This window comes from Nonomuraea roseoviolacea subsp. carminata (assembly GCF_024172185.1).
Classification (GTDB): Bacteria; Actinomycetota; Actinomycetes; order Streptosporangiales; family Streptosporangiaceae; genus Nonomuraea; species Nonomuraea roseoviolacea.
This window is the reverse complement of record NZ_JAMZEC010000001.1, coordinates 2,018,021-2,042,748: the sequence shown is the minus strand read 5'-3', so window position 1 is coordinate 2,042,748 and position 24,728 is coordinate 2,018,021. Positions and strand designations below refer to the sequence as shown.

Below are 24,728 nucleotides of genomic sequence, written 5' to 3'. Positions count from 1 at the left end.
GCGTGTGGAGACGAGCGAGCCGCTGGTCGCCCGGCATGTGCTGGAGTTCCCCGGCGGGTACACCCGGAGCACGGGGCCGGTGATCGGGCGCTTCCTCACGGAGCTGCGCGCGGGCCGGATCGTCGGGGTCAGGACCGCCGAGGGCCGGGTGCTGGTGCCGCCCCTGGAGTACGACCCGGCGACCGGCGACCCCGTCACGGACGACTACGTCGAGGTCGGACCGGCCGGCACGGTGACCGCGTCGGCGTGGGTCCAGGAGCCCCGCCCCGAGCACCCGCTCGACCGGCCGTTCGCCTGGGCGCTGATCAGGCTGGACGGCGCGGACACGGCGCTCGTCCACGCGGTGGACGCCGGCGACCCCAAGGCGCTGCGGCCCGGCACCCGCGTCTGGCCGGTGTGGCGGGAGCGGCGCGAGGGCGGGATCACCGACATCGCGTGCTTCCGGCCCGAGGTGACGATGATCGTCTCGCCGGTGCGGCCGGAGTACCGCATCCAGGCGGGCGGCGCGCTGCGGACCTTCCTCGAAGGTGTCCGGCGCGGCGTCTTCCTCGGCGGGCGGTGCCCCGCCTGCGCCAAGGTGTACGTGCCCTTCCGGGCCTCCTGCCCCGGGTGCGGCAGCCGCATCGCCGAGCAGGTCGAGCTGCCCGACACCGGCACGATCACCACGTTCGCCATCAACAACCTGCCCGACCCGCGGGCCCCCGAGGTGCCGTTCGTCTCGGCGTACATCCTGCTCGACGGCGCGGACATCCCCATGATCGCGCTCGTCGGCGGCGTGCCCGCGCACGAGGTGCGCCAGGGCATGCGGGTGCGCGCCGAGTGGGTCCCGGAGAGCGAGCGGACGCTGTCCATGGCGAACGTCCGGTGGTTCACCCCCACCGGCGAGGAAGACGCGGAGCTGTCTTGACTGCTCCCTCCCTGAAGTGAAGGGAAAGGATTCCTGCTTCACCGCCGACCGCCAGCCGAGGAGGACTCCTCTTGAGGTCTTGCATCAGCTCCACAAGCGTTTTACTTGTCCACCAGCCCGGCGGCCAAGATATTCCTCGCCGCGTTGACGTCCCGGTCATGGATTGCGCCACAGGCGCACTGCCAGGTTCGGACGTCCAGCGGCATTTTGTCGTGCAAGGTTCCACATGCCGAACACAGCTTGGAGGAAGGGAACCAGCGGTCCACCGTGATCACCTCGCGGCCGTACCACCGCGCCTTGTACTCCAGCATAGCCCGCAGTTCCCGCCAGGCCGCGTCAGAGATGGCGCGAGCAAGCTTTCCGTTCTTCACCATGTTGCGGACGGCCAGGTCTTCCACGGCAATCACTTGGTTCTCGCGAACAAGCCGTGTGGACAATTTCTGCAGGAAGTCTCGGCGTCGATCGGTGATCCGGGCGTACACGCGGGCCACACGCAATCGGGCCTTGGCGCGGTTGCTCGAGCCCTTGGTTTTACGGGCGAGCGCCCGCTGAGCCTTGGCCAGCCTACGCCGGTCGGTCCGCTCGTATTTGGGGTTGGCGATCTTATCGCCGGTCGAGAGGGTGACCAGCGTTGTGATACCCGCGTCCACGCCAACCGTCTGCTCGGCCGGTGCGAAAGGTTCGATCGTCTCTTCGACCAGGATCGACACGAACCAGCGTCCGGCCGCGTCCATCGACACGGTGACCGTGGAGGGTTCGGCGCCTTTGGGCAGCGGACGGGACCACACGATGTTCAGCGGCGCGTCCATTTTCGCCAGCGTCAAGTGCCCGTGGCGCCAGCGGAAAGCGCTGCGGGTGTACTCGGCCGACAGGCGCGACTTCTTGCGCGACTTAAACGTCGGGTATTTGGCGCGTTTGGCGAAGAAGTTCGCGAATGCCGCCTGCAAGTGGCGCAGTGCCTGCTGCAACGGGACGCTGGACACCTCCGACAGGAATTCGTAGTCACCACTGCGTTTCCACGCCGTCAGCGCGGCCGAGGACTCGGCGTAAGAAATGCGGCGGCCATTCAGTGTGTAGGCGCGAGTACGTTCTTCCAGGGCCATGTTGTAGACGAGGCGGACACAGCCGAACGTCCGGGCAAGCTCTTCGACCTGCCGGGAATTCGGGTGAAAGCGGTACTTGTAGGACCGCTTCACGATCTGCGTCACCCCGCACACTTTATCGCCCCGACCAGTCAGATGTCGTTCAGAACTTCGATCCTGTGGCGTTGTTCCGTCTTGTCTTGCGTACCTGAAGGCGGGCGTCCCCACACTGAGGGAGTTTCGATGAGAGACGTGGCCATCGTCGCCTTCGCCCAGACCCGGCACACCGGCCACGACACCGGCGTGTCGGAGCCCGAACTTATCCTGCCGGTCATCGAGGAGGTCAAGGAGCGGACGGGCCTGCGCAGGTTCGGCTTCACCTGCTCGGGGAGCTGCGACTACCTCGCGGGCGCGCCGTTCTCGTTCGTCTCCGCGCTCGACGCGCTCGGCGCCTGGCCGCCGATCTCCGAGAGCCACGTCGAGATGGACGGCGCCTGGGCGCTGTACGAGGCGTGGGTGCGGCTCCAGCACGGCGACGTCGACACCGCCCTGGTCTACGGCTTCGGCAAGTCGTCGCTCGGCGACCTGCGCTCGATCATGACGCTCCAGCTCGACCCGTACTACCTGGCGCCCCTCGGCCTCGACCAGGTGTCCTTCGCCGCGCTCCAGGCCGCCGCCGTGCGCGCGGACCGGGCCGAGCTGGACGCGATCGTGCGGCGCAGCCGGGCCGCCGGGCGGGACAACCCGTACGCGCTGGACCTGCCGGACGAGCTCACGGACGACGGCGTGGTCGCGCCGTTGCGCGCATCGGACCTCGCGCCGTTGCGCGCATCGGACGTCGCGCCGATCACCGACGGCGCGGCGGCGGTGGTGCTCGCGGCCGGCGACGCGGTCGCTGAGCTGTGCGCGCGTCCGGCGCACATCACCGGCATCGCCCATCGCGTCGAGCCGCACTACCTGGGGATGCGGGATCTCGCCCGGTCGGTCTCCGCGGCCGACGCCGCACGGGCCGCGGGGGTCGGCAAGGGTCCGGTCGAGGTGGCCGAGCTGCACACCCAGTTCGCCCACGAGGAGATCGTCCTGCGCCGGGCGCTGGAGCTGCCCGCCGACACGGTGGTCAACCCGTCCGGCGGCCCGCTGGCGGCCAACCCCGTCATGGCCGCCGGGCTCATCCGCATCGGCGAGGCGGCCCGGCGCATCCACGACGGCACCGCCTCGCGCACCGTCGGCCACGCCGCGGGCGGCCCCTGCCTGCAGCACAACCTCGTCACGGTCCTGGAGGCTTGAGATGGGAAACCGCTGTGCCGTGATCGGTGTGGGGCAGACCCGCTACACGACCAAGCGCCGCGACGTGTCGATCGCCGGGCTGGTGCGCGAGGCCGCGCTCCGGGCGCTGGAGGACGCCGGCCTGACGTTCAAGGACATCGACGCCGTCGTCGTCGGCAAGGCGCCCGACCTGTTCGAGGGCGTCATGATGCCCGAGGCGTACCTCGCCGACGCGCTCGGCGCGGCCGGCAAGCCGATGATGCGCGTCCACACCGCGGGCAGCGTCGGCGGCTCCACCGCGCTGGTCGGCGCGAGCCTCGTGCAGGGCGGCGTCCACGACCGGGTGCTGGTCGTGGCCTTCGAGAAGCAGTCGGAGTCGAACGCCACCTGGGCCCTGTCCACGCATCTGCCGTTCAACGCCTCGCTGGTGGTCGGTGCGGGCGGCTACTTCGCCCCGCACATCAGGGAGTACATGCGCAGGACCGGCGCCCCCGACCACATCGGCACGCTGGTGGCGGTCAAGGACCGGCTCAACGCGCTGAAGAACCCCTACGCCCACCTCAAGATCCCGGGCATCGACCGGGCCATGGTCGAGTCGACGCCCATGTTGTGGGAGCCGATCCGCTACCTGGAGACCTGCCCGTCCAGCGACGGCGCGTGCGCGATGGTGCTGGCCTCCGAGTCGGCCGTGACCGGCACGCCCGCCTGGGTCCACGGCACCGCCATGCGCTCCGAGCCGATCTTCCGGGCCGGCCGCGACACCGTGAACCCGCAGGGCGGCAAGGACTGCGCCGCCGACGTCTACCGGCAGGCCGGCGTCACCGACCCGCGCCGGCAGATCGACGTGGCCGAGGTGTACGTGCCGTTCTCCTGGTACGAGCCGATGTGGCTGGAGAACCTCGGCTTCGCCGCCGAGGGCGAGGGCTGGAAGCTCACCGAGTCCGGCGCCACCGCGCTCGACGGCGACATCCCGTGGAACGCCTCCGGCGGCGTGCTGTCCAGCAACCCGATCGGCGCCTCCGGGCTGATCAGGTTCGCCGAGGCGGCGCTCCAGGTGCGCGGCATGGCCGGCGAGCACCAGGTCGACGGCGCGCGGCTGGCGCTCGGGCACGCCTACGGCGGCGGCGCCCAGTTCTTCGCGATGTGGATCGTCGGACGGGAGCGGCCCTGATGGAGTTCAACCACGCCGACCTGTTCGAGGGCGTCGCCGACGTCGCCGGGGACCGGGTGGCCGTCGTCTGCGGCGAGGAGCGGCGCACCTACGCCGAGCTGGACGCCGAGGCCAACCGGCTGGCGCACTTCCTGCTGGAGCGCGGCGTCGAGCCCGGCCAGCACGTGGGGCTGCACCTGTACAACGGCGTGGAGTACGTCGCCGGGCTGCTGGCCGCGCTGAAGATCCGGGCCGTGCCGATCAACGTCAACTACCGTTACGTCGAGTCCGAGCTGCTCTACCTCTACCGCGACTCCGACCTGCGGGCCCTGATCTACGACGTCGAGTTCGAGCCCCGGGTCGCGGCCGTGGCCAAGGACGTGCCGACGCTGCGCCACCTCGTCGCCGTGGGCGGCCCCCCGGCCGTGGCGGACGCGGTGCCGTACTGGATGGCGCTGGAGAGCGGCAAGGCCGAGCGCGGCTTCGCGCCGCGCTCCGGACAGGACGTCTACATCATCTACACCGGCGGCACGACCGGCATGCCCAAGGGCGCCATGTGGCGGGTCGAGGACATGTTCATGGCCTTCGGCGGCGGCAACCCGTACGGCGAGCCGCGCGCCACGCCCGAGGAGGTGGTGCGGGCGGCGGCCGCGGCCGGACCGCTGGTCATGATGGCCACGCCGCCGCTCATGCACGGGGCCGCGCAGATGGCCACGTTCATCGGCTTCTGGATGGCGGCGACGCTGGTGTACGTGCGCAGGTTCGACGCCGCGGACGTGTGGCGGGCGGTCGAGCGGGAGAAGGTGTTCACGATGAACATCACCGGCGACGCGATGGCCCGGCCCCTGGCCGAGGAGCTGGCCCGCGGCGGCCGCGACCTGTCGTCGCTCGGCGTGCTCAGCTCCACCGGGGCCATCCTCAGCGGCTCGGTCCGCGACCGGCTCCAGGAGCTGCTGCCCCACGTGATGATCCTCGACAACTTCGGCTCGACCGAGTCGGGCTTCACGGCCTCGGGCGTGCCCGGTTCGACCCCGGAGAAGGGCCTGCGCTACCGGCCGAACGACGGCATCGCGGTGCTCGACGAGCGGCTGCGGCCGGTCGAGCCCGGCTCCGGGCAGCTCGGCACCGTGGCCAAGGCCGGGCGGATCGCCTTCGGCTACTACAACGACCCGGACAAGACGGCCCGCACGTTCGTCACGGACGCCGAGGGGACGCGGTGGCTGCTGACGGGCGACCTCGCCACGGTGGAGCCGGACGGCACAGTCAGCGTGTTCGGCCGGGGCTCGCAGTGCGTCAACACCGGCGGGGAGAAGGTGTTCCCCGAGGAGGTCGAGGCGGTGCTCAAGGGGCATCCGGCGGTCTTCGACGCGGTGGTCACCGGGGTGCCCGACGAGCGGTGGGGGAGCAGGGTGGCGGCCGTGGTCGAGCCGCGGACCGGCGTCACGGTGACGGCCGCCGAGCTGGACGCGCACTGCCGGGAGCGGCTGTCGGGGTTCAAGGTGCCGCGGACGTACGCGTTCGTCGCGGAGATGGTGCGCTCGCCGGCGGGCAAGGCCGACTACCGGTGGGCGCGGGAGACCGCCGAGGCGGCCTCCGCGGGGCAGGCCCCCGCGGGGCAGGCCCACGCCTCGTGAGCCACGCCTCGTGAGCCACGCCTCGTGAGCTACGCCTTCTCGCCCGTGAGGACGGCGGCCAGGCCGAGGTAGACGACGCCGGTGCCGACGTCGAGGCGGCGCCGGGCCCGCGCCGAGCGCCCGATCCGGCCGGCCAGCGCGGACGACGTCAGCGCGTACGCGCCGTCGCTGAGCAGGCCCAGCGCGATCCACAGCGCGCCCAGCAGGAGGATCTGCGGCCCGATCGGCCCCGCGTGGCGGTCGGTGAACTGCGGCAGGAACGCCAGGAAGAAGATCGCGGTCTTGGGGTTGAGCACGTTGACCACGAACCCCTCCCAGAACATGCGCCGCCGGCTGTGCCGCGCGATCGCGGGAGCCGCCCCGCCCTCCTCGCCGGCCTTGCGGTGCAGCAGCTTGCGCAGGCCGAGCCAGACCAGGTAGGCGACGCCCGCGTACTTGACCACGGTGAACGCCGTGGCGGAGGCGGCCAGCAGCGCGCTCACGCCGAGCGCGGCGGCGGCCACGTGCACCAGCGAGCCGGCGTGCACGCCGAGGACCGAGACCAGCCCGGCCGAGCGGCCCTGCGCCACGCTGCGCGTGACGATGAACAGGACCGCCGGACCCGGCACCACGAGCAGGGCCAGGGTCGCGGCGCAGAACACGGCGAGGGTCGCGATATCGGGCATAAGGCCATCGTAGGAACCAGGTCAACGCCTTTTCCGTCGAACCGTGGGGAAAGGGGGTGCCCGTGGGACGAAGGACGCCGCTGCTCCTGGGGCTGCTCGGTCTTGCTCTGGCCGCCCTGGGGGTGTGGCTCGAAGTCGGCCGATGTAACAGCACATACCCGTTCGAGCTCGTCGCGTACGTCGCGGGTGTGGTTCTCATCGGAGGAGCGCTCATCCTCCGCTACAGGCCCGGTGTCGGGTTCTCGATTCTGATCGCTCTCGCCGTTGCCACGGTGGGCTTCCTCGGTGCCGCCCTGGCGTTCCTCGCCTCCTTCGCCCGCTGTTTCGAGTTCTGAGGTCAGAGGCTCGACCGGAGGGCCTTCAGCAGGGCCTCGGTGCCGGGCGGGTGGGGTGGCTCGCCGTACACGGCTGCGTAGACGTGCCTGGTGGAGCCGGGGATCTCGGCCACCGTGACGTCCGGGTGGCGGTGCGCGCGCAGCGCGAGGCCGGGCAGCACGGTCACGCCCATCCCCGCCGCCACGAGCGCCTGGACGGCCACGATGTCGTCGCTGGTGAACGACAGGCGCGGCTCGAAGCCGGCCTTGGCGCACAGGTCGAGCAGGTGGCTGCGGCACCGGTCGCAGCCGGCGATCCAGTCGGCGTCCGCGTACGCGGTCAGGTCGCCGGGCTCGCCGATGGCGACCAGCATGCTCGGGTCGTCGAGGAGGTGGACCATGGTGATGCCGTCGTCCTCGGGAGCGGTGTCGTCGTAGCGGAAGACGACCGCCACGTCGGCGCGGCCGGCGCGCAGCAGCCGGAGCGCCTCGGGCGGCTCGGTCTCCGTCAGCCGCAGTTCGAGGCCGGGGTGGTCGCGAGCCAGCCGGGTCACGGCCGCCGGGACGAACGTGCCCAGCGCCGACGGGAACGCCGCCAGCCGCACCCGGCCGGAGCGCAGGCCGACGTGCGCGGCCAGCTCGTCGGCCGTGGCGTCGATCCGGGCGAGGATCTCGGCCGCCCGGGCGGCGAGCAGCCGGCCCGTCTCGGTGAGCCGGATGCCCCGGCCCACGCGCTGCACGAGCCGGGCCCCCGTCTCCGCCTCCAGGCGGGCGAGGTGGTGGCTGACCGAGGGCTGGGAGTAGTGCAGCTCCCGGGCGGCGGCCGTCACGGATCCCTTGCGGGCCACGGCGTCGAGGACGCGTAGCCGTACGACGTCCAGCATCCATCAATCATATCTATGGGTCACGCAGAAGACTTCTGTTGGACCTATCGGTGTGGGTGTAGCACCGTGGAAGGGGAAGGCAGGTTATCTGCAATCCCTAGGGGGATACCATGGAAATGACGACCACCACCGCACGGCCGGGCCTGAGCGGCCTGGTCACCGGCATCGGACGCATCGTCGCGCTGGGGCTCAGCCCGCGCGCCACCGCCCGTGAGGTCGCGACGCTGCTGCGCGGCAACCTGCCCGGCGTCGGCATCCTCACGCCTGAGGAGCGCGCCGGCGTGCCCGGCGGCTACGCCTCCCACGTGCTGCACGCCCAGGCGGACTTCTCCGTCACCGCCGTGGTCTGGCAGCCGGCCGCCGAGACCGTCATCCACGACCACGTGTCCTGGTGCGCGTTCGGCGTCATCAGCGGCATCGAGCACGAGACGCTCTACCGCGACATGGGCGACCACCTCGTCGAGATCGGCCGCGCCGCCAACCGCCCCGGCGACGTCAGCGGCTTCGCGCCGCCCGGCGACATCCACCGCGTCCGCAACACCAGCGGCGAGGTGGGGGTGTCGCTGCACGTGTACGGGGCCGACATCGGCAAGCTCGGCAACAGCATCCGCCGCACCTACGACCTGCCGGTCCGCTGACGGCCCCGGCGGTCGGCCGCGGCCGAGGCGGCGGTCAGCCACAGCCGAGATAGCGGTCAGCCACGGCCGAGGCGGCGGTCAGCCACGGCCGAGGTAGCCGACGAGCCGCTCCGCCAGCTCGGCCGGACGGGCCAGCATGGGGCAGTGACCGCCGGGGATCTCGTCCGGCGTGACACCGAGCCGCCGGCGGACGACCTCCCGCATGAACGCGGGCGTGAAGAACCGGTCGTCGCGGCAGAGCAGGAACCGCGTCGGGACGTCGGGCCACTTCCGCAGCGGCCACGGCTCGCCGTCGGCCGTGCCCGAGTGACGGCGGGTGTGGGCCATCAGGTCGGCCGCGAGGTCGGGCGGCACGTCGTGCAGGAAGAGCTCCACCTCGTCCGCGTCGCCGTCGCTTGACGGGCGCCAGCCGGTGTTGTCCCACCAGTCGGCCGGCCGCTCGCCCGGGGCCGGGATCATGGCCGTCACCAGCACCAGCAGCTCGGCCCGTACACGGTCGCAGACCAGGGGCGCCACGAAACCGCCCCAGGAGTGGCCGACGACGACCAGGCCGGGCCGGTCGCCGACCGCCTTCACGACCGTGTCGGCGTAGTCGCCCAGCCCGGCGGACTCGTCCTCGACCGGGAGGTCCACCGCCACCGCGTCGTGTCCCCTGCGGCGCAGCTCCGGCACGACCAGCCGCCAGTCACGGGCGCTCCCGCCCCCACCGTGGATCAGCGCGAACGTCGCCATGTCTCTCCTCCCCCTCATGGACGTACCCAGCCATATGGACCGGCGAGGACGGGGAAACTCATCGCGCCGCCGGCGGTCACTCCCCGGTGGCGCCGTCGATGCGCTCGCGCAGCAGGTCGGCGTGGCCGTTGTGCCGGGCGTACTCCTCGATCATGTGCACGAGGATCCAGCGGTGGGAGTACGCCTCGCCGCGGCGCAGCCGCTTGCCCAGGGCGTCGAGGGGCAGGCCCGCCGACACCTCGCGCGCGTGCTCCACCTCGGCCCGCCACGCCGCGAACGCCTCCTCGGGGGACGCCTCGTCCACGTCGTCGAAGTCGGCGTCGGGGTTCGTCGCCTTGCCCCACAGGTACGACACGTCCTCGTCGCACAGTATGTGCCGGAACCACGCCCGCTCCACGTGCGCCAGATGCCGCACCAGGCCGAGCAGCGACATGCCGGACGGCTCCACGGCGCGCAGCCGCAACTGCTCACCGGTCAGCCCGGCGCACTTCAGCGCCAGGGTGTCACGCTGCCAGTCGAGAAAGGTAGCCAGGGTCTCGCGCTCGTCGGCGGCCAGCGGGGGATCTATACGGTCGTCGCTCATGCGTCGCACCGTACCCGCCGTCACGGCCTCGGCGGGGCCGTGTGTCACCATCGTTGCCCTCAGCACCAAGGAGCGACCCCCCAGATGAGCACCCCCGCACTGCGTCCCCAGCCGGTCGAGCGGCCCCCTTCTCCAGGCGTTTCCGAGCAGGGCGACGGCGGTGGCGGAGTGCTCGCCATCCTTGAACGCATCGGCTCCGTCGTCGTGCCCGTGGGCGTCGGCCTGTACGCGGTGCTGTACCTCGGCATCGAGCAGATCTACTGGGTGTTCGGCATCAACCCCCAGCAGGCCGGCATCGACCAGTCCGTCCTGTTGGGGCGCCTCATGGGCACGCTCATCCTGCTCGTGCTGGCGCTCGTCCCGGCCGTGGGCGCCGCCGTCGGACTCGGCTGGCTCCTCGACAAGGTCACCCGTGGCGCGGCCGGGCGGCTGCTCGCCGCGGTGCGCGCCCGTCCGTGGACCGTGGCGGTCCTCGCCGCGCTGTGGTGCGGCGCGACGTACTGGGGCCTGTTCAACCTGGTCACCGACCTGACGGTGGGGTTCATGGTCGTCGTCGCCGTCGGGCTGGGCGTCCTGGCGTTCGTGGTGCCGTTCCGGCTCATGCGCCGCAGGCCGGTCGGCCGCGCCGGCATGAAGGTCCTCGTGTGCGCCCTCACCGGCCTCGGGCTCGGCTTCGTGCTGATCCTGAGCATGATCGAGGCCGCCATCGAGGTGCGCGACACCGGCCAGGCCAACGACCTGCTCGGCTATGTCGGCTTCCAGGACCAGTGGGCCGTCCTGAAGAACGCCGAGACCGACAAGCCGCTCTACGGCGGCCGCTGGATGATGCTCCTCGGCGAGAGCGACGGCACGTACGTCCTGTACGACTGCGACAAGCAGGAGACCTTCCGCCGTCCCATCGAGACCACCAACCTCGCCCACCTCCAGCTCGACCCCGAGCGGGTGGAGGGTTATCGCTGCGGATCCATGATCGACTGAATGGTCGCGGAGTTTAGGAACGAACGTTCTTGACTAATCGTTCCTTTACTGGTTGGCTCAAGCCATGGGACGACCAAGAGGCTTCGACGAGGCCACCGTGGTCCGGTCGGCGGCCGAGCTGTTCTCCACCCGGTCCTACGACGGCATCTCCATGGACGACCTGGTGACCCACCTCGGCGTGCACCGCAACAGCCTGTACAAGACCTTCGGCAGCAAGCGGGGGCTGTACCTGGTCGCGCTGCGCTGGTCCCTGCGGCACCACATCGCCCCGCTCGTCGACCGGGTCGCCGCCGCCGGCGACCTCGCCGGGGCGCTGCGCGTGGCCCTGGGCGAGCCCGCCACCGAGGCGGGCCTGAACCTGCTGCTCATGGCCGCGGTCGAACGCGCGCCGGTGGACCCCGAGGTCGCCGACGAGCTGGCCCCCGTCCTGGCCGCCTTCGACCAGGCCGCCAGGACGGCGGCCGGGCGGCACCCCGACCGTGACGAGCAGGACGACGACGGCGTGGCGCTCGCGCTCACCGCGACGATCCTCGGGCTCCGGCTGCGCGCCAGAGCCGGCACCCCCGGCACGACCATCGACCAGGCCGGCGCCGCCCTGGCCCACCGGCTCACCCGCCACACGTGAAGGAGCATGACATGGCAGAGATCAGCATCGACGGCGACAACCTCGTCGTGGAGATCGAGGGGCTCGACAAGCTCTGGGCGCTCAAGAGCCGGCTGGTCATCCCGCTGGCCAACGTCCGCGGCGCCACCGCCGACCCCGGCGCCGTCGCCGGCTTCAAGGGCCTGCGCGCCCCCGGCACCCACATCCCCGGAGTGATCACCGCCGGCACCTTCCACCTCGACGGGGAGAAGGTCTTCTGGGACGTCCACGACCCGGTCAAGGCCGTCGTGATCGCGCTGGCCGACGAACGCTACGCCCGGCTCGTGGTCGAGGTCGCCGACCCGCGCGCCACCGTGGCGCTCATCGAGCAGGCCACCACCGTCCGATGAAAAGCGTCAGGAAACCTTGACGATTCCGCCGCTCGTCAGGGTATCTTGACGACCATGACGATCAAGATGCCCGACATCCCCGGCCACGAGGGATACGCGGCGCCCGTCCTCCCCGGCGGCGAACTGGCCCGATCCGCCGGAGCTTTCACCCGCACCTTCATCGGCTACCAGGCCGCGTGCTCCTGCGGCTGGTCCGACGGGCGCCGATACCCGCCCACGCCGGAGGGCGCCAAGCAGGCGGAGGACCGCTGGACCCGGCACGCCGGCCCGCTGCTCCTTGCGGCCCCGCCCAACTGGCTGGTCGTCAAGTCCAACCTGCTGTGCGAGCAGGTCGCGAACCTCACGGGCGAGCGCCCCCTCGCCGCCCTCACCCTGCTGTCGCAGGTGGAGACCTGGCAGCGGGCCCTGCTCGACCGGGCCGTGGCCGCGGCCCGCGAGGGCGGCGCGTCCTGGTCCGAGATCGGGGACGCGATGGGGATCTCCAAGCAGGCGGCCCACGAACGCTTCCGCGCCCACACGGAGGTGTGAGCCCTTCCCGCCGGTCGCCGGTGGCCTCTCGGTCGCCGGCGGAAGGGTGTCTCCGGTGCGGAACGCGGATCGGCTCAGCGGGTCCGGGCGGCGAGCGCGAGGCCGGGGTGGGCGAAGTCCGTGTTCTTCATCCGGGCCGCCTTGCCCTTGGTCCTCCAGTGGACGAGCAGCGAGGACGTGATCGGCAGCTTGCTCATGCGCACCATCACCTTGCGCCGCGCGAGCTCGAAGCGGGTGGCCGGGACGAACAGGCTGCGCATCTGCAACCCGTTGCCCTGGAGGTAGCCGATGGAGGGCCGCAACTGCCGCTCCCACGCGGCCAGCGCCCGCGTCACGCTGTCAGGGTGGCGGGCCAGCATGGTGCCCAGCAGGTCGGCCCCGGCCATCCCGCTCGACGCGCCCATCCCCGCGTACAACGTCACGCACCAGGCCGCGTCGCCGACGAGCACGACCCGGCCACGGTGCCAACTGTCCATGCGCACCTGCTCGACCGAGTCGAACAGCACCTGGTCGGCCGACTCCAGTGCGTCCAGCGCCGCCCCCAGCGCCGGACCGGCCGGCTCCGGGCCGAACACCTCGCGCACCCGGTCGATCATCGGCCGGGTGAACTCGGCGTCCACGTCGTCGGTGTGGTAGCTCAGCATCGCGGTCGGCGGGCGGTCCTTGAACGGGAAGATCCACATCGACCGCTGCGGTTCGGCCAGGATGACGGAGTCGGTCCGGTCGTGGCCGGGGAGCGGGGCGGGGAGCTGGAAGGCGACCACCATGTAGTTCATCCGGCGCAGATAGTCCTCGTGCGGCCCGAACGCCAGCCGCCGCACCGTGGAGCGCAGCCCGTCCGCGCCGACGACGAGATCGAAGCGTTCGGTGACCGGGCTGCCGCCGTCGGCGCCGGTCAGCGTGACGTCCACCCCGTCGGCGTCCTGCTCGATCCGTGTCGGCACCGTGGAGTAGCGGATCTCGACGTCGGACGGCAGCGCGGCGAAACCGGCCTCCTCCACGTCCCCCCGCAGCATCATCCACGGGCGGCCGGGGAAGTCCTTGAAGCCGAGCCCGGGGCGGCGGTTGCCGGCCCGGTCGACGTCGTAGGCGTTGCCCTCCGGCCCTCGGTCGGTCAGACGGTCCAGGATGCCCAGGCGCCGGGCCGCGGCGCGGCCCGCGCCGAACAGCGCGATGAAGTAGCCACCGGAGCGCCGGGCGGCGGCCCGCTCGACGATGACCGGCGTCCAGCCGATCTGCCGCAGCCGCAGCGCCGTCGCGATCCCGCTGATGCCCAGGCCGACCACCAGAGCCCGGCGGCCACCGTTGTTCGTCGTGTCCATGAGGTTTCTCCTTGGCGGGTTGCCGGCGACTCACGCGGTGACGGCGGAGCGCCGGTTCGTGGATGGCGTGACCTTCCGTGGAGTACGACAGCGCAGCGCCCCGGAATGTGAGGCCGCGCAGCTCACCGCCGCGTCCGCGCGCCGCGGCCCCGCCATGTCGTACGCGGTCCGCGCGAGCTCCGCCCGCGGACGACGCCCCTCCGTCATGCCCGCCGGAGCATAACGTCATAGCAATAAAGATCTTAGACAAGATAGCTGTGCGGCCATAGTGTCGAGGGCGTTCGCGCATCGGGAGAGCCGTACGCGCATCCGGAGAAGAGTGAGGAGGGATCCCCATGCTCACCGTGGCCGAGTCCCGGACGACACCCACGGGATGGACGCTGCGGGCCGTCGTCAGCGCGCACGCGGTGGCGATCGCCGGTCAGCCGGTGTTCGCCGGGGTGTACCTGAGCGGTGACTACGACGGCTTGAGCCTGCACACGGCCGGCGCGAACGTCGTCACCTCCCTCGGATACGTGCAGCTGATCGTCGCGATCGCGGTCTGGGTCCGGCTGCGTCAGGCGTGGCCGTTCCTCACCACGGCGGCCGTGGTGGCGGCCGAGACGGTGCAGTACTTCGCCGGGCTGGACGGGACGCTGTGGTTGCACCTCCCGCTCGGCGTGATGACGACCGTCGCGGTCGCGGTGCAGTTCATCGACGTATGGCGGCGGCCCCTGCGGCGCGAGGAGGCCGGGAATGCGTGACGGCCAGGGCATGACCAGGCGGCGCGTGCTGGGCATCGGCGGGGCGCTCGGGCTGATGGGCGCCACCGGGCTGACGAGCGCGGCCGCGCTGGCCCGCCGCCCGGCGGCCACCGGCGCCGAACTGCGCAGCGCCGTACCGCTGCCGCCCCCGTTCCAGGTGCCGCTGCCGATCCCCGCCGTGCTCAAGCCGGTCGGCACCTACGGCGGCGCCGACCGCTACGAGATCGTCCAGCGCGAGGCGAGCGCGGAGATCCTGCCCGGTGTCAGGACGCCGCTGTGGACCTACGACGGGACCTTCCCGGGGCCGACCATCGAGTCGCGCCGGGGCCGGCCGATCACCGTGTCGCACCGCAACGAGCTGCCCGTCCCGACGGTCGTGCACCTGCACGGCGGCCGGACCCCGGCGGCCTCCGACGGGTACCCGACCGACCTCGTCCTGCCCGCCGGCTGGCCCGACGCCTCGCAGCAGGCGCACCCCGGCATGGGCGGTTCGCAGCACCACGCCATGCGGTACGGCGGCACGGGCGATTCCCACGCCATGCGGCGCGGCGGCATGGGTGATTCCGGCGCGATGGAGCACGGCGGCCCGGCCCCGCGACCGCAGCCCGCTCCGGGGCACGGCATGAGCGACCCGCGCGCCGTGGTGAGCAGGCTGACGCGCGACTACACGTTCCCGCTCGACCAGCGGCCCACGCTGCTCTGGTACCACGACCACCGGATGGACTTCACGGCGCCCGCGATCTGGCGCGGCCTGGCCGGTCTGCACCTCGTGCGCGACGACGCCGAGGACGCCCTCGGCCTGCCCGCCGGGCCGCGCGAGCTGCCCCTCATGATCGCCGACCGGGCGTTCGCCGCCGACGGCAGCCTCGCCTACCCGTCCCTCGACCCCACCCTGCGGGAACGACCGGGCGTCCGCGAGCCGTACCTCGCCGGGGTCCTCGGCGACGTCATCCTCGTCAACGGCGCGCCCTGGCCCGTGCACGAGGTGGACGCGGCCCGCTACCGGCTGCGGATCCTCAACGCCTCCAACGCCCGCCACTACGAACTCGAAGCGGTCACCGACGACGGGCGCCGCCTCGACCTCGTCCAGATCGGCGCCGACCAGGGGCTGCTCGCCGCCCCGGTCACACACAAGCTGCTGCCTATCGCGCCCGCCGAACGCTACGACGTGGTCGTCGACTTCTCCGGCGTCCCGATCGGCGGCCGGGTCAGGCTGGTCAACCGGCTCGGCTCCGGCCGTACCCGCGACGTGATGGCCTTCCGCGTCGCCCGCAGGGCGGCCGACGACAGCCGCGTCCCCGGCACGCTGTCCACCGACCTGCCGGACTGGCGGCGCTCGGACGCCGTCAGGGTGCGCGAGTTCGCCTTCCGCGCCGGGCAGATGCACGCGGGCCACGGCTGGCTCATCGGCGGCCTGCCGTTCGACCCGGCCCGCACCGACGTCACGGCCCGGCTCGGCGACGTCGAGGTCTGGCGGCTCGTCGCCGACGTCCACCACCCCGTCCACCTGCACCTGGTCGGCTTCCGGGTGCTCTCGCGCAGCGGCAGGCCGCCGCTGCCGCACGACGCGGGCCTCAAGGACACCGTCTCACTGCGGCCCGGCGAGGGAGTGGAGATCATCACCCGGTTCGACGGCTACCGCGGCCGCTACCTGTTCCACTGCCACAACGCCGAACACGAGGACATGGGGATGATGGCCAACCTGGAGATCGTTTAGGAGCAGCTGGTAAGAAGACCGATACCAGGAGTATGGTCTCAAGTATGGCAACCAAGAAAGTGACGGTGACGATTCCCGAGGAGCTCCTCGATGAGATCCGCGCCGAGGCGGCAGAGCGTGGCCTGTCGGCCTATGTCGCCGAGGCGCTGCGCGTCAAGCGAGACCGCGACCGGTTGCTGGAGCTGGTGAACTGGCTCGAGGAAGAGTACGGGCCGGTCACCGACGACGAACGCGCAGCGGCGGGCAAGGAACTTGACGAGCTCGACGCCGAGCACGAACGCCGCCGCGCCGGCGGGAAGCGCAAGGCAGAAGAGGCGGCGTGAGCAAGCGAAGCGGCGAGCGTGGGCAGCCGCCACGGATCCTCATACTCGACTGCGAGGCCCTGTCCCTCGCCGTGCGGGGCGACAGGAAGATGATCGCCTTGCTCGACCTCGCCGCCCGAGGCCAGGCCGACGTGGTGACCTCTCCTATGACGGTGGTCGAGGCGTGCGACGGAAGGATCACTGAGCGACGCTGGGATTGGGTGCTCTCCCGGCTCAACGTCGCCGACGTGGGAAAGGACCAGGCCCGCCGGGCCCGCCAGCTCCTGACGGAGGCCGGGCTGCACGGCCACAAGTACGCGATCGACGCCGTGCTCGCCGTCGTCGCGCGACAGCAGAAGGGTCAGGTCACCGTCTTCACCTCGGACGCGGACGACCTGGAGAAGCTGCTCCCGGACTCGATCGTCGTCAAGAAGGTATGACGTCCGGCGCTTCCCGAGCCTCGTCCCCAGGCGAGCGCCCAGGCTGACGAGGCGTCTCAGCGGACCTCTTGTAGAGCCAGTGTGATCTTGTAATGTGGCTGTGCCATACCGTGAACAGGGTGCGCACCCCCCTTTCACCGGTCCTCGCGCTGACGCTGGGCCTGGCAGCCTGCACCCCCGCCACCGCCCCCACGCTCACCCCCACCGCCCGGGCGCCGATTCCCTCACCGGCCGCGAAGGTCTTCACGCCCGACCCGGCGAGGACCTGCCAGTGGGACGTCGCGGCCACCACACCCCCGCTCATGACGGCGGGGGAGGGGTGGCGCATGGCGGTGGCGTTCACCGACGGCTATCCCGCCGACGTGGCCTCGACTCGGGACGGGCAGGTCTGGGTGGCCGGCAGTCGCCAGAAGGGCTGCACCGGGACCGATCAGGACTCCACCGGTGCCGTCTGGCGGTATGACGGCCGGGCGTGGGGGACGGTGCCCGCCCCCGACTGCGCCGCGGAGCTGGATCGGGTCCTGACCACGCGCGAGGGCGCCGTGTGGGTGTTCGGCACCCGACACGCGTCCGACGATCGGTGCGTGGCCAGGTGGGACGGCGGCGGCTGGATCGAGGAGAACGGCCTGAAGGGCGAGAGGGACGTCATGGCGGCGTCCGGCACCGACGGGCTCTGGCTCAGGAAGGGATCCGCGCTCGTCCGGTGGACGGCTCGCTCCACCCGCGGATACGCCCTCGGGATGACACCGGAGCTGGTCGGCGTCCGGGGATCAGACGAAGCCTGGGCGGCTGGATTCCGCCGGAGGGAGCGCGAGGATGCGGACGACTACACCGCCGCCGAGAACGTGCCGTACTTCGCCCGCTGGAACGGGCGGGCCTGGCACTCGATCCCCTCGCCCAGGCTCGACCTGCCCCAGGACGCGCGACGATCGTCCGTGCAGCTCAGGGACCTCTTCGCGGCACGACCGGCCGGCCTCTGGGCGATGGGCCGCGTCAGCTCCGACATCCAGGCTCCCGGCTGCGTAGTCGACAAGGGGACCCCTTCCTGCGCCATGGGACGGCTGCTGATCCTCCACTGGAACGGCACCGCGTGGTCGCAGCAGCTCGGCAAGCTGCTGGACTGGCGCACCGGCTACCGGATGGTCCCTGACGGGAGCGGGGGACTGTGGCTCCCCGAGACGGACGGCAACGAGCTGACGCACCTGACGCGGGGGCGCCTGATCCCCGTGAAGCTGCCCGGCGGCCTTGAGCACCTGATCGCCGTCACCACACAGCCCGACTCCACCCGGACCTGGCTGCTGGGGTGGACGGGCTCCCCGGCCCAGTGGGTGCTCTGGTCCACCGGATGAGGTACGGCCGTCGTCGAAACCGCCCGCACCACTTCGCCGAAACAGCGGCCCCTCCCGAAGCCGCGGCCCTGCATCCCTGGGTGTCGTGTCGCTCCGTCGCTCCGTCGCTCCGTCACTTCGCCTCTCTCGCTCGGGCATGGCTTGCTACCGTGCATTGACATGAGCCCCGGGAGTGCCTCTGCTTGCACGCAGCCCGGGGCACAGCTCTGTCAGGGTCATCGTGAGCCGCTTGCCCCGCGTAACGGTTGTCGTCAAGGAGCGATCATCATGGTTTTCGGTGCTTCGTTCACCGGCTCCTTCGCATCATGTGCCGCGGGCCGTACTGGCTGACCTGCCGTGATGTCCTCATGGCCGAGGAGAGGGGAGCGCGAGGGGGCGGGAGCCCCCTCGCCCGGGGTTCGGGGCGCAGCCCCGATCAGGGCGTCCGAGCGTGAGCGAGGGCCGCGCCCTTGTGGGGGTGTGGGGGGCGCCGAGCCCCCCACCGGGCGCTGCCTGAGCCCCCGCGTCGCGAAGCGACTCCCGAAGGTGAAGACCTTGGGGTGAAGCTTCCCCCAAAAGGTCAGACCCCGAGCGCCGACGGGGCGCCGAGTTCCGCCAGGAAGAGGGCCTCCGTCGTGGCGACGCGGCGCAGCTCCTCCAGGTCCACCCGCTCGTTGGGCGCGTGCACCGCCGCCTCCTCGTCCTCCGCGCCGAACAGCAGGATCTCCGCCGCCGGGTACTGCCGCAGCAGCGTGTTCACCAGCGGGATGGAGCCGCCGGCGCCGACGTCGCGCGGCGGGCGGCCGAAGGCGCGCTCCATGGCCCGGTTGAGGGCCGCGCGGGCCTTGCCGCCGGAGTCGGCCTGGAAGCCGGACCCCACGGTGAAGTCGCCGAACGACACCTGGACGCCCCACGGCGCCACCTGGCGCAGGAACTCGACGACGGCGTTGACCGTGGTCTTCGGGTCGCCGGCCGGCGGGATGCGGACGGTGACGCGGGCCCGGGCCACCGGCTGGACGGCGTTGATGGCCCCGGAGACCGTCGGCACGTCGAGGCCGGTCACGGTGATGGCGTACGACGCCCACAGCCGGTCGGCCAGCGAGCCGGAGCCGACGAGCGAGACGCCGTCGACCACGCCGGCGGTCCGGCGGAACTCCTCCTCCGACGGCCCCTGCCCGAGGAACGTGCCGCGCGGCAGGCCGGGGACGCGGACGTCGCCGTTGTCGTCGTGCAGCGAGGTGACCATGCGCATGAGCGCGGCGAGCGCGTCGGGGGCGGCGCCGCCGAACTGCCCGCTGTGGACGGACTCGCGCAGCGTGCGGACCTCCATGGTGAACGCCGCCATGCCGCGCAGGGAGGTGGTGACGGAGGGGTCGCCGACGCGCGGGTTGCCGGTGTCGGCGACGACGATGGCGTCGGCCCGCAGCAGGTCGGGGTTGCGGTCGACGAACGCTTCGAGGCGCTCGCCCGCGTACTCCTCCTGGCCCTCGATGATGACCTTCACGCCGACGGGGAAGCGGCCCTGGAAGGCGCGCAGGGCGAGGACGTGCGAGATGACGCCGGACTTGTCGTCGGCGGTGCCCCGGCCGTAGAGCTGCCCGTCGATCAGCGTCGGCTCGAACGGCGGGGTGCGCCAGGCGGCGGGGTCACCGGCGGGCTGCACGTCGTAGTGCGCGTACAGCAGGACCGTGGGCGCGCCGGGAGGCGCGGGCGCCTCGCCGTACACGGCGGGGAAACTGCCCTCGACGGGGATCTGCTGGACGTGCGGCAGCCCGACCGAGCGCAGCAGCTCCTCGGTCATGGCGGCGGCCGCGTACACCGGCTCCTCGGGGTGCCCGGGGAAGGCGACGGACGGGATGGCGGCGAGCCGCCTCAGCTCGTCCACGCCCTGCGGCATCGCGGCGGCGACGGCTCTCTCGATCTGGTCAGGAGTCACGGGACGGTCCCCCGGGGTTGTTTCGATAGTCAACGTCTCATTGGATCACAGACGCTCCCACAGCGCGGGAAACGAGCAGGACCCGCTCGCAAATCTACTGCGGATTTCGTAGCGGTTACATAGCGGTTCTGCGGATCTCGGTTTTCTTGCAGAGTGTCGCGACGCTTTCACTTGGCAATCCGCAGGTGAACATGCACACTGTGGTGAGATCAGACGCAAGGGAAGATAACCATGACGCAGCCGGAAAACGACATCCTCAAGGCCGCGCACGACAACCTGTGGCTGCACTTCACCAGGCATAGCGCCTATCAGCACGCAGAGATCCCGACGATCGTCCGGGGCGAAGGTTCGTACATCTACGACATCCACGGCAAGCGCTACCTCGACGGGCTGGCGGGACTCTTCGTCGTCCAGGCCGGCCACGGACGCAGCGAACTGGCCGAGGCCGCCGCCAAGCAGGCCCAGGAGCTGGCCTTCTTCCCGCTGTGGTCCTACGCCCACCCGAAGGCCGCCGAGCTGGCCGAGCGGCTGGCGGCCCTGGCGCCCGGCGACCTCAACAAGGTCTTCTTCACCACCGGCGGCGGCGAGGCCGTCGAGACCGCCTGGAAGCTCGCCAAGCAGTACTTCAAGCTCACCGGCAAGCCGCTCAAGCACAAGGTCATCAGCCGCCAGATCGCCTACCACGGCACCCCGCAGGGCGCCCTGTCGATCACCGGCATCCCGGCGTTCAAGCAGATGTTCGAGCCGCTCGTCCCCGGCTCCGTCCGCGTGCCGAACACCAACCACTACCGCGCCGACGAGATCACCGGCGTCAAGGGCATGACGCCCGAGGAGTACGGCATCTGGGCGGCCGACCGCGTGGCCCGCGCCATCGAGATGGAGGGCCCGGACACCGTCGCCGCCGTCTTCGCCGAGCCGGTGCAGAACGCGGGCGGCTGCTTCCCGCCCCCGCCCGGCTACTGGCAGCGCCTGCGCGAGATCTGCGACGAGTACGACGTGCTGCTCGTCTCCGACGAGGTCATCTGCGCCTTCGGCCGCCTCGGCACGATGTTCGGCGGCGAGAAGTTCGACTACGTACCCGACATCATCACCTGCGCCAAGGGCATGACCTCCGGCTACTCGCCGATCGGCGCCATGATCGCCCACGACCGGCTGTTCGAGCCGTTCAAGGACGGCGACAACATGTTCGCCCACGGCTACACCTTCGGCGGTCACCCCGTCTCGGCGGCCGTGGCGCTGGCCAACCTCGACATCTTCGAGCGCGAGGACCTGCTCGGCCACGTCACCCGCAACGAGCCGCTGTTCCAGGCGACGCTCGACGGCCTGCGCGACCTGCCGATCGTCGGCGACATCCGCGGCTCCGGCTACTTCTGGGGCATCGAGCTGGTCAAGGACAAGACCACGAAGGAGACGTTCACGGCCGACGAGTCGGAGCGGCTGCTGCGCGGCTTCCTGTCCAAGGCGCTGTTCGACGCGGGCCTCTACTGCCGTGCCGACGACCGGGGCGACCCGGTCATCCAGCTCGCGCCCCCGCTCATCGCGGGGCCGCGGGAGTTCGACGAGATCGGGTCGATCCTCCGCTCCGTTCTCACCGAAGCGTGGTCTCGCCTCTAACACCTCCCCTCCGGCACGGCGCCCGCCGTGCCGGAGCACGTCCCGAAAGGATTCCGCGATGAAGATCGGCGTGCCTGCCGAGGTCAAGAACCATGAATACCGGGTCGCCGCCACGCCCGCGGGTGTCCACGAGCTGGTGCGCCACGGCCACGAGGTGACGGTCCAGCGCGGCGCGGGCCTCGGCTCGCACATCCCGGACGAGGAGTACCTCGCGGCGGGCGCCAAGATGATCGACAGCGCCGACGACGTGTGGGCCCAGGCCGACATGGTGCTCAAGGTCAAGGAGCCCATCGCCGAGGAGTACCACCGGCTGCGCGAGGGGCTGGTGCTGTTCACGTACCTGCACCTGGCGGCGTCGCGGCCGTGCACCGAGGCGCTGCTGTCGGCGGGCACGACCGGCATCGCGTACGAGACGGTCCAGGTCGGCAACGCGCTGCCGCTGCTCGCGCCCATGTCGGAGGTGGCCGGGCGGCTGGCCCCGCAGGTCGGCGCGTACAACCTGATGCGCTTCAACGGCGGGCGCGGCGTCCTGCCGGGCGGCGTGCCCGGCGTGGCCCCCGCCAAGGTCGTCGTCATCGGCGGCGGCGTCTCCGGCCTGAACGCCGCGCAGATCGCCGTCGGCATGGGCGCCGACGTCACCGTGCTCGACACGAACGTCGACCGTCTGCGCTTCATCGACGCCATCTACCAGGGCCGCCTGAAGACCCTGGTCTCCACCTCGTACGCGATCGAGCAGGAGGTGCTGCAGGCCGACCTGGTCATCGGCGCGGTCCTCATCCCCGGCGCCAAGGCGCCGACGCTCGTCTCCAACGACCTGGTCTCGCGCATGAAGCCGGGCTCGGTGCTCGTGGACATCGCCATCGACCAGGGCGGCTGCTTCGAGGACTCCCGCCCGACCACGCACGCCGAGCCGACCTACAAGGTCCACGAGTCGGTGTTCTACTGCGTGGCCAACATGCCGGGCTCGGTGGCCAACACCTCCACCTACGCGCTGACGAACGCCACGCTGCCGTACGCGGTGAAGCTGGCCGACCTCGGCTGGCGCGACGCCCTGGCCAAGGACCCGGCGCTGGCCGCCGGCCTCAACACGCACGACGGGACGCTCACCAACGCGCCGGTCGCTGAGGCGCTGGGGCTGGACCACACGCCGGTGGCCGACGTCCTGGCGGTCTGACCTCCCCTGCTGAGACCGCTCACCGGACGCCGAGGCGGCGCCGCAGGTCGCGGGCGGTCTCCAGCACGTGCTCGACCTCGCCCTGGCTCGGCCAGGGCGAGCTGCCGGGCCGCAGCAGCGTGCCGCGCACCGAGGCGAAGTGCTCGATCGCGCTCGCGTGCAGGCCGCTGCGCTCCACCAGCCACCGTACGACTCCGCTGTGGTCGCGCAGCGGCCTGGTCACCAGGTCCCACGTGCCGAGCAGCTCCGACAGCTCCTGTACGGACAGCGGCACCCCGCCCCGGCGGCCGGTCGCCGCGGCGGCCAGCTCGGCCCGCGCGGCCAGCTCCGGCTCGGTGACCCGGTCCCAGCCGGGCGGCGGCGGGTCGGACAGCCAGCGCTGCGCCTCGGCGTACTCCCCGGCCGCCGACAGCAGCCCGCCCAGCTCCACGGCCGCGTGGTGGTGCCCGGCCTGCGCCGCCACCCGCAGCCAGTGCCGGCCGGAGGCCAGGTCGCCGTACTCGGCGATGAGCAGCAGCGCGAAGCCGTAGGCCGAGCCCGGGTCGCCCGCGGCGGCCGCCCGGCCGAACCAGTGCCCGGCCCCCGCCGGGTCGCCCAGCTCCACGCACACGTACCCGGCCATCCGCTGGTCGGCCGGGCGTCCCGCGTTCGCGGCCCGCTCGTACCAGGCCCGCGCGGTGCGCACGTCGCCGCGCGACAGCGCGATGCCGCCGAGCTTGGACGCCGCCCCCGGATGCTCGCTGGTGGCGGCCAGCCGGTAGTACGCCTCGGCGCCCTCGGGGTCGCGGCGCGCCTGGAGGAGCAGCCCCAGGTGATAGGCGGAGTCGGCGTGGCCGCCCCGGGTGGCGTGCTCCCAGCAGCGCGCGGCCTCCGCCTCGTCACCCGCCGCGTACGCGAGAAAGCCCAGGTCGTGGGCGGAGGCGTGGTCGCCCTCCCCGGCCGCCCTGCGGTGCCACTGCCGCGCGGCGGGCAACTCGCCCGCGTCCTCGCAGATCAACGCCAGCCGACGGGCCGCGGCCCGGGAGCCGGAGCGGGCCGCCCGCTCGAACCAGGCGCGCGCGGAGGCCAGGTCGCCGCGCTGCTCCAGCAGCAGGGTGGCGAGGTTGACCGCGGCCTCGACGTCGCCGAGCCCGGCCGCCCGCTCGTACCAGGCGACGGCCTCCTCCAGGCTGCCGTGCTTCTCGTGCCAGACGCCCAGGTTGTAGGCGCTGTCGACGTTGCCGGCCGCCGCGGCGCGCTCCCACCAGTGCCGGGCCGCCGAGCGGTCGCCGCGCTGGGCGCAGAGCTTGCCGAGCCGGTGCGCGGCCCGCGGGTCGCCCGCCTGCGCGGCAAGCACCAGCTCCGGCTCGTCGCCGACCCTCGGGGCCGGGACGGCCGGCGCCGCCACCTCACCTTGCCACCACGCCATGCGCACAGGGTGACATGTGACCGAGCCGACGCGGAACGTAATCGCCGAGAGGCTAGGAGAAGTTGTTGACTTCCTCCCCACCGTTTACAGCCGGAGGATTCCGAGCCTCACGGGTCGGATTTCCTGCTTCACCGCCAGTCGCCCGCCGGGCTCACGCCCTTGAGGTCTTACACCGGCTCCACAGGAGTACAGCGCCTGCTGCAGCGGTGCGCTCGGCCAGAGTCTTGGACCAAAGGGATCTCGGTGCCGGCGACCTTGTCGTCGAGCGTAGCCGCGGTCGTCCGGCAGCACGGTGCGGACGCTGCAGCCCTTGCCGTGGACGCGGACGTGTTCTGAGAATCTCGCGCAGCGTGCTGCCGAGCGCGGCATCGACCAGCACGTCCATCTCTG

At 71.9% G+C, this 24,728-nt stretch carries 25 protein-coding genes; 17 read left to right on the top strand and 8 right to left on the bottom strand.

Translation table 11 applies throughout. The annotated features are described in order from the left end of the window. The first annotated feature begins 4 nt into the window (after positions 1-4). Positions 5-907 (top strand): Zn-ribbon domain-containing OB-fold protein, encoded by a 903-nt coding sequence (locus HD595_RS09270; RefSeq protein ID WP_253767565.1) that lies wholly within the window; start codon positions 5-7, stop codon positions 905-907. A 101-nt stretch (positions 908-1,008) separates the two neighbouring features. Here the strand turns inward: HD595_RS09270 and HD595_RS09265 are convergent, their stop codons facing one another. Further along, positions 1,009-2,115: an RNA-guided endonuclease InsQ/TnpB family protein gene (locus HD595_RS09265; protein WP_253767563.1), complete on the bottom strand. Its 1,107-nt coding sequence runs from the start codon at positions 2,113-2,115 to the stop codon at positions 1,009-1,011. A gap of 117 nt (positions 2,116-2,232) precedes the next feature. Here HD595_RS09265 and HD595_RS09260 point away from each other — a divergent pair, with 117 nt between their 5' ends. Genes HD595_RS09260 through HD595_RS09250 form a run of 3 tightly spaced genes read left to right on the top strand, consistent with a single transcriptional unit; the run spans position 2,233 to position 6,039 of the window. Continuing rightward, positions 2,233-3,276 carry a lipid-transfer protein gene (locus HD595_RS09260; RefSeq protein ID WP_253767561.1) on the top strand — a complete coding sequence of 348 codons (1,044 nt, stop codon included), beginning with the start codon at positions 2,233-2,235 and terminating at the stop codon, positions 3,274-3,276. A 1-nt stretch (position 3,277) separates the two neighbouring features. Then, positions 3,278-4,426: a thiolase domain-containing protein gene (locus tag HD595_RS09255; RefSeq protein ID WP_253767559.1), complete on the top strand. Its 1,149-nt coding sequence runs from the start codon at positions 3,278-3,280 to the stop codon at positions 4,424-4,426. Further along, on the top strand, positions 4,426-6,039 hold the full coding sequence (locus HD595_RS09250) for an acyl-CoA synthetase (RefSeq protein WP_253767557.1): 1,614 nt from the start codon (positions 4,426-4,428) through the stop codon (positions 6,037-6,039). Before HD595_RS09255 ends, HD595_RS09250 begins: the two co-directional genes overlap by 1 nt. 29 nt (positions 6,040-6,068) lie before the next feature. Here HD595_RS09250 and HD595_RS09245 read toward each other — a convergent pair whose 3' ends face one another. Continuing rightward, positions 6,069-6,704, bottom strand: a complete 636-nt coding sequence (locus HD595_RS09245; protein ID WP_253767555.1) for a LysE family translocator — start codon at positions 6,702-6,704, stop codon at positions 6,069-6,071. Positions 6,705-6,766: 62 nt separating this feature from the next. Here HD595_RS09245 and HD595_RS09240 point away from each other — a divergent pair, with 62 nt between their 5' ends. Further along, positions 6,767-7,039, top strand: a complete 273-nt coding sequence (locus HD595_RS09240; protein WP_253767553.1) for a hypothetical protein — start codon at positions 6,767-6,769, stop codon at positions 7,037-7,039. A 2-nt stretch (positions 7,040-7,041) separates the two neighbouring features. On the opposite strand, the gene HD595_RS09235 is transcribed toward HD595_RS09240, so the two are convergent. Further along, positions 7,042-7,902: a LysR family transcriptional regulator gene (locus tag HD595_RS09235; protein ID WP_253767552.1), complete on the bottom strand. Its 861-nt coding sequence runs from the start codon at positions 7,900-7,902 to the stop codon at positions 7,042-7,044. Between the two features lie 116 nt (positions 7,903-8,018). On the opposite strand from HD595_RS09235, the gene HD595_RS09230 reads away from it, so the two are divergent. After that, positions 8,019-8,540 (top strand): cysteine dioxygenase family protein, encoded by a 522-nt coding sequence (locus HD595_RS09230; RefSeq protein WP_253767550.1) that lies wholly within the window; start codon positions 8,019-8,021, stop codon positions 8,538-8,540. A gap of 78 nt (positions 8,541-8,618) precedes the next feature. Here HD595_RS09230 and HD595_RS09225 read toward each other — a convergent pair whose 3' ends face one another. Further along, entirely contained in the window at positions 8,619-9,272 is a 654-nt protein-coding gene (locus tag HD595_RS09225) for an alpha/beta fold hydrolase (RefSeq protein ID WP_253767547.1), read from the bottom strand. Positions 9,273-9,348: 76 nt separating this feature from the next. Further along, positions 9,349-9,855, bottom strand: coding sequence for a DinB family protein (locus HD595_RS09220; RefSeq protein WP_253767545.1), 507 nt, complete (start codon positions 9,853-9,855; stop codon positions 9,349-9,351). Between the two features lie 84 nt (positions 9,856-9,939). Between HD595_RS09220 and HD595_RS09215 the strand changes: the two genes are divergently transcribed. The 4 genes from HD595_RS09215 to HD595_RS09200 all read left to right on the top strand — a co-directional run bounded on the left by HD595_RS09215 (position 9,940) and on the right by HD595_RS09200 (position 12,354). Beyond that, positions 9,940-10,833, top strand: a complete 894-nt coding sequence (locus tag HD595_RS09215) for a hypothetical protein (protein WP_253767543.1) — start codon at positions 9,940-9,942, stop codon at positions 10,831-10,833. 64 nt (positions 10,834-10,897) lie between these two features. Continuing rightward, complete coding sequence (locus HD595_RS09210) at positions 10,898-11,458, top strand: TetR/AcrR family transcriptional regulator (RefSeq protein ID WP_253767541.1); 561 nt, start codon at positions 10,898-10,900, stop codon at positions 11,456-11,458. An 11-nt stretch (positions 11,459-11,469) separates the two neighbouring features. Beyond that, on the top strand, positions 11,470-11,826 hold the full coding sequence (locus tag HD595_RS09205) for a hypothetical protein (RefSeq protein WP_253767540.1): 357 nt from the start codon (positions 11,470-11,472) through the stop codon (positions 11,824-11,826). Positions 11,827-11,880: 54 nt separating this feature from the next. Further along, positions 11,881-12,354, top strand: a complete 474-nt coding sequence (locus HD595_RS09200; RefSeq protein ID WP_253767537.1) for a hypothetical protein — start codon at positions 11,881-11,883, stop codon at positions 12,352-12,354. 74 nt (positions 12,355-12,428) lie between these two features. Here the strand turns inward: HD595_RS09200 and HD595_RS09195 are convergent, their stop codons facing one another. Continuing rightward, complete coding sequence (locus tag HD595_RS09195; RefSeq protein ID WP_253767536.1) at positions 12,429-13,676, bottom strand: FAD-dependent monooxygenase; 1,248 nt, start codon at positions 13,674-13,676, stop codon at positions 12,429-12,431. A gap of 335 nt (positions 13,677-14,011) precedes the next feature. Between HD595_RS09195 and HD595_RS09190 the strand changes: the two genes are divergently transcribed. The 5 genes from HD595_RS09190 (at position 14,012) to HD595_RS09165 (ending at position 18,227) form a co-directional block, all read left to right on the top strand. Continuing rightward, the gene (locus tag HD595_RS09190) at positions 14,012-14,419 is read left to right on the top strand and encodes a hypothetical protein (RefSeq protein ID WP_253767533.1); all 408 of its coding nucleotides are present in this window, start codon (positions 14,012-14,014) and stop codon (positions 14,417-14,419) included. Further along, positions 14,412-16,136, top strand: coding sequence for a multicopper oxidase family protein (locus tag HD595_RS45705; RefSeq protein WP_301309479.1), 1,725 nt, complete (start codon positions 14,412-14,414; stop codon positions 16,134-16,136). Before HD595_RS09190 ends, HD595_RS45705 begins: the two co-directional genes overlap by 8 nt. 44 nt (positions 16,137-16,180) lie before the next feature. Further along, positions 16,181-16,459, top strand: a complete 279-nt coding sequence (locus HD595_RS09175; RefSeq protein ID WP_253767531.1) for a CopG family transcriptional regulator — start codon at positions 16,181-16,183, stop codon at positions 16,457-16,459. Continuing rightward, the gene (locus HD595_RS09170; protein WP_253767530.1) at positions 16,456-16,878 is read left to right on the top strand and encodes a PIN domain-containing protein; all 423 of its coding nucleotides are present in this window, start codon (positions 16,456-16,458) and stop codon (positions 16,876-16,878) included. Before HD595_RS09175 ends, HD595_RS09170 begins: the two co-directional genes overlap by 4 nt. A 119-nt stretch (positions 16,879-16,997) precedes the next feature. Next, positions 16,998-18,227: a hypothetical protein gene (locus tag HD595_RS09165; RefSeq protein WP_253767527.1), complete on the top strand. Its 1,230-nt coding sequence runs from the start codon at positions 16,998-17,000 to the stop codon at positions 18,225-18,227. Positions 18,228-18,786: 559 nt separating this feature from the next. On the opposite strand, the gene HD595_RS09160 is transcribed toward HD595_RS09165, so the two are convergent. Then, positions 18,787-20,142 carry a dipeptidase gene (locus tag HD595_RS09160; RefSeq protein ID WP_253767524.1) on the bottom strand — a complete coding sequence of 452 codons (1,356 nt, stop codon included), beginning with the start codon at positions 20,140-20,142 and terminating at the stop codon, positions 18,787-18,789. Positions 20,143-20,373: 231 nt separating this feature from the next. Here HD595_RS09160 and HD595_RS09155 point away from each other — a divergent pair, with 231 nt between their 5' ends. Both HD595_RS09155 and ald read left to right on the top strand, forming a co-directional pair. Beyond that, positions 20,374-21,756 (top strand): aspartate aminotransferase family protein, encoded by a 1,383-nt coding sequence (locus HD595_RS09155; protein ID WP_253767521.1) that lies wholly within the window; start codon positions 20,374-20,376, stop codon positions 21,754-21,756. Between the two features lie 58 nt (positions 21,757-21,814). Further along, positions 21,815-22,930: an alanine dehydrogenase gene (gene ald, locus HD595_RS09150; protein WP_253767519.1), complete on the top strand. Its 1,116-nt coding sequence runs from the start codon at positions 21,815-21,817 to the stop codon at positions 22,928-22,930. A 19-nt stretch (positions 22,931-22,949) separates the two neighbouring features. Here ald and HD595_RS09145 read toward each other — a convergent pair whose 3' ends face one another. Continuing rightward, a complete protein-coding gene (locus HD595_RS09145) occupies positions 22,950-24,338 on the bottom strand; it encodes an SEL1-like repeat protein (protein ID WP_253767516.1) in 1,389 nt (462 codons plus the stop codon). Between the last annotated feature and the right edge of the window lie 390 nt (positions 24,339-24,728).

Coding starts and splice junctions, on each gene's coding strand:
- HD595_RS09200 (WP_253767537.1), top strand. CDS start 11,881: ATGACGATCAAGATGCCCGACATCCCCGGCCACGAGGGATACGCGGCG.
- HD595_RS09145 (WP_253767516.1), bottom strand. CDS start 24,338: ATGGCGTGGTGGCAAGGTGAGGTGGCGGCGCCGGCCGTCCCGGCCCCG.
- HD595_RS09225 (WP_253767547.1), bottom strand. CDS start 9,272: ATGGCGACGTTCGCGCTGATCCACGGTGGGGGCGGGAGCGCCCGTGAC.
- HD595_RS09205 (WP_253767540.1), top strand. CDS start 11,470: ATGGCAGAGATCAGCATCGACGGCGACAACCTCGTCGTGGAGATCGAG.
- ald (WP_253767519.1), top strand. CDS start 21,815: ATGAAGATCGGCGTGCCTGCCGAGGTCAAGAACCATGAATACCGGGTC.
- HD595_RS09250 (WP_253767557.1), top strand. CDS start 4,426: ATGGAGTTCAACCACGCCGACCTGTTCGAGGGCGTCGCCGACGTCGCC.
- HD595_RS09210 (WP_253767541.1), top strand. CDS start 10,898: ATGGGACGACCAAGAGGCTTCGACGAGGCCACCGTGGTCCGGTCGGCG.
- HD595_RS09245 (WP_253767555.1), bottom strand. CDS start 6,704: ATGCCCGATATCGCGACCCTCGCCGTGTTCTGCGCCGCGACCCTGGCC.
- HD595_RS09235 (WP_253767552.1), bottom strand. CDS start 7,902: ATGCTGGACGTCGTACGGCTACGCGTCCTCGACGCCGTGGCCCGCAAG.
- HD595_RS09220 (WP_253767545.1), bottom strand. CDS start 9,855: ATGAGCGACGACCGTATAGATCCCCCGCTGGCCGCCGACGAGCGCGAG.
- HD595_RS09215 (WP_253767543.1), top strand. CDS start 9,940: ATGAGCACCCCCGCACTGCGTCCCCAGCCGGTCGAGCGGCCCCCTTCT.
- HD595_RS09190 (WP_253767533.1), top strand. CDS start 14,012: ATGCTCACCGTGGCCGAGTCCCGGACGACACCCACGGGATGGACGCTG.
- HD595_RS09255 (WP_253767559.1), top strand. CDS start 3,278: ATGGGAAACCGCTGTGCCGTGATCGGTGTGGGGCAGACCCGCTACACG.
- HD595_RS09155 (WP_253767521.1), top strand. CDS start 20,374: ATGACGCAGCCGGAAAACGACATCCTCAAGGCCGCGCACGACAACCTG.
- HD595_RS09175 (WP_253767531.1), top strand. CDS start 16,181: ATGGCAACCAAGAAAGTGACGGTGACGATTCCCGAGGAGCTCCTCGAT.
- HD595_RS09195 (WP_253767536.1), bottom strand. CDS start 13,676: ATGGACACGACGAACAACGGTGGCCGCCGGGCTCTGGTGGTCGGCCTG.
- HD595_RS09260 (WP_253767561.1), top strand. CDS start 2,233: ATGAGAGACGTGGCCATCGTCGCCTTCGCCCAGACCCGGCACACCGGC.
- HD595_RS45705 (WP_301309479.1), top strand. CDS start 14,412: ATGCGTGACGGCCAGGGCATGACCAGGCGGCGCGTGCTGGGCATCGGC.
- HD595_RS09230 (WP_253767550.1), top strand. CDS start 8,019: ATGACGACCACCACCGCACGGCCGGGCCTGAGCGGCCTGGTCACCGGC.